Genomic DNA, 2,933 nt, shown 5'->3' with positions numbered 1-2,933 from the left:
CGCCCGTCTTTTTTGGACGGGCGGGACGCCCATCCCACAATAACAATTAAAATTGTAAGTTATTTAATTCGCGATCCATAGTGCTGTAAGCAGTGGCTATATTTCCCATAAAAATTAACTTGGGAAAGGATTTGATTTTTTTGGGAAATGTCTATTGCAGATATCCATCAGCATGAGAAAATGGCATACACATTGGATGGAATGTGCTGTATCATATAGCAATTCTATTTCGTGTGTGAAGAGGATTTATTTTTTTTATTAACCGCAGAGGGCGCAGAGGTCACAGAGAAAGAGAAAAGAGATAGAGAAATGATTGATTTAACCGGAAAGGTAATTTTAGTAACTGGTGGCTCGAAAGGGATTGGTGCAGTGACGGTGCGGACTCTGGTTAATGCTGGGGCTGAGGTGATTTTGCATTACTTTCGCAGTCAGAAAGAAGCGGAAGCGGTAGCCGCAAGTGTTGCGCGCGATCGCTGTTATTTATTGGCGGCCGATTTGATGGTGGAAAATGCGGCCTCGATTTTGTGGCGAGATGCTTTAAAATGGCGGGGCCATATTGATATTTTAGTTAATAATGCGGGGATTATGCAGTCAGCGGGTATCGAGGACGAGTTCGATATTTGGTCTTCAGCTTGGCAGCAAACTCTACAAGTTAATTTAGTTGCTGTTGCCGATTTGTGCCGGGAATCTATTTTGCATTTTCAAACTCGCAGGGTCGGTACAATTATTAATATAGCAAGTCGCGCTGCTTTTCGCGGCGATGACCCGAATTATCTGCACTACGCCGCTTCTAAAGGTGCTATTGTTGCTTTAACTCGCAGCATTGCTAGAGGGTTTGCGGCTGATAATATTTTGGCTTTTACAGTTGCACCGGGATTTGTTAGTACAGAAATGTCTAATCAGTTTCTTCAGGAGTTCGGTGAAGCTGATATTATTCGCGATATCCCGATCGGCAAAATCGCTCCTCCTCAAGATGTTGCCAATGTTATCGCGTTTTTAGCGTCGGGTTTGGCTACGCACGCTACCGGGACTACGATCGATATTAACGGAGCCTCTTATGTGCATTGAGACAATTCCTGTAAAATACCTCTCAAGGCTCACGCTGACATCTTTTAAAACTAACTAATTTATCACTTTAGCAAGACGCTAACAACATCATAAATCATTTATGCTTAGAACAAAGATAGTCTGAGGAAATTTGATTATGACAACCCATAACGGTAGCAACACAAAACGAGTTGCCATACTCATTGAAAATGGAGTTGAAGATTCCGAATTCCTAGTTCCTTACAACGCCTTAAAACAAGCAAATTTTGATGTAGTTGTCCTCGGTTCGCGGACAAACGAAAAGTATGCAGGAAAACAAGGAAAAGTTGCTCAGCAAGCTGACGGAACTACCACTGAAGCAGTGCCCGCAGAATTCGATGCAGTGATAATTCCCGGCGGCATGGCTCCAGATACAATGCGGACTAATCCCAACACAGTCAGGTTTGTACGAGAAGCATTTGAGCAAGGAAAAATCGTCGCTGCTGTTTGCCACGGCCCGCAAGTTTTGATTGAAGCCGACTTGCTGAAAGGCAAAAATGCGACTGGTTTCTTGGCAATTAAAACAGACATGATTAATGCCGGAGCTAACTACATTAACGAAGCTTTAGTAGTTGACGGCAACTTGATCACTTCCCGCCAACCGGGAGATTTAGCAATATTTACTACCGCCATTATGGCTCGCCTCGGTTACGGCGGAAAAGCAGTCGGTTTGCCAGAAGAAACTGATACAAATGCAGAATGGTGGAAATTAGCTAATGGTTGGGGAGGTTCTACACAAGGCGACATTGTTAAAGGTTTGAATACCGCCCTCGCAGGGGAACGCTATGCTTGCGAAGCCTTTGAACATTATGCGGAAAAAACCCAAGATAGCGATTTGCGATCGCTCTTGAGAGAAATGATTAAAAACAAACAGCACCACATCATCGCTCTCGAAAGTCGCCTCAACGATTTTGGTGAAAAACCCTCAATTCCTGCCCAAATTGCTGACAAGTACGCTAAATTAAAAGCTTCGATGCAAGGAAGCGATGAAACGTTCTTAATGCGGAGCACTCTCGGTGATTTGCAAACTGGTGTTGTCGATATCAACAACTTGCGGGTGAAGTTCACAGATCCCGTATCAACGGCCATTTTGACAGAAATAGAATCGGATTTGTCTAAGTGTGAACAAGTGGTTGCTAAACTCTTCCGCGCCCGTGCAGTTTCCCAGGAAATTAAGTCGCCTAAACCTTCGACTAGCCCCGCTGTAAAAATGTAATCAGCAAGGGGATAAATAAGTTTGTAGTTTGGCTGAGATGTGAAAACCAGTACCAATATCGAAACTACAAACTTCCTCTGCAATCCTACAATATACGCCTTTGCGGTAAAATAAAACCCAACACTAAAAAGCAGATATTCAACTAACTGCAAGGTGGAGGGTTTTATTCAATGGGTTTTATTATTATTTCACCGGGACACGGGGTTTGAAGGAAGCTTGTTGCATCCGGGGGCGGTACAAGCCCCCGGATACATCCGTGAGGTCGCTTTCTTCAATTCTTCAATTCTTTAATTCTAAAATCTACAATCTACAATCTACAATCTACAATCGATTAACCCCCCCGGATACATCCGTGAGGTCGCTTTCTTCAATTCTTCAATCCTTCAATTCTTTAAATCTAAAATCTAAAATCTAAAATCTAAAATCGATTAACCAGCCCCCGGATACATCCGTACAGTCGCTTTCTTCAATTCTTCAATCCTTCAATTCTTTAAATCTAAAATCTAAAATCTAAAATCTAAAATCGATTAACCAGCCCCCGGATACATCCGTACAGTCGCTTTCTTCAATTCTTCAATCCTTCAATTCTTTAAATCTAAAATCTAAAATCTAAAATCTAAAATCGATTAAC

General features: G+C 42.3%; 2 protein-coding genes. Both read left to right on the top strand.

Annotated elements, in window-relative coordinates:
• Window positions 1-309: 309 nt before the first annotated feature.
• Window positions 310-1,068, top strand: a complete 759-nt coding sequence (locus tag QUB20_RS26290) for an SDR family oxidoreductase (protein ID WP_333250706.1) — start codon at window positions 310-312, stop codon at window positions 1,066-1,068.
• Window positions 1,069-1,204: 136 nt separating this feature from the next.
• Entirely contained in the window at window positions 1,205-2,302 is a 1,098-nt protein-coding gene (locus QUB20_RS26285; RefSeq protein WP_333055279.1) for a DJ-1/PfpI/YhbO family deglycase/protease, read from the top strand.
• Window positions 2,303-2,933 lie beyond the last annotated feature (631 nt).

It is taken from the genome of Microcoleus sp. B4-C2 (assembly GCF_036705265.1).
Taxonomy (GTDB): domain Bacteria; phylum Cyanobacteriota; class Cyanobacteriia; order Cyanobacteriales; family Microcoleaceae; genus Microcoleus.
This window is presented reverse-complemented; position numbering and strand designations above follow the sequence as displayed.

Excerpts from the sequence above, each read along its gene's own strand:
- QUB20_RS26290 (WP_333250706.1), top strand. The coding sequence starts at position 310 with ATGATTGATTTAACCGGAAAGGTAATTTTAGTAACTGGTGGCTCGAAA.
- QUB20_RS26285 (WP_333055279.1), top strand. The coding sequence starts at position 1,205 with ATGACAACCCATAACGGTAGCAACACAAAACGAGTTGCCATACTCATT.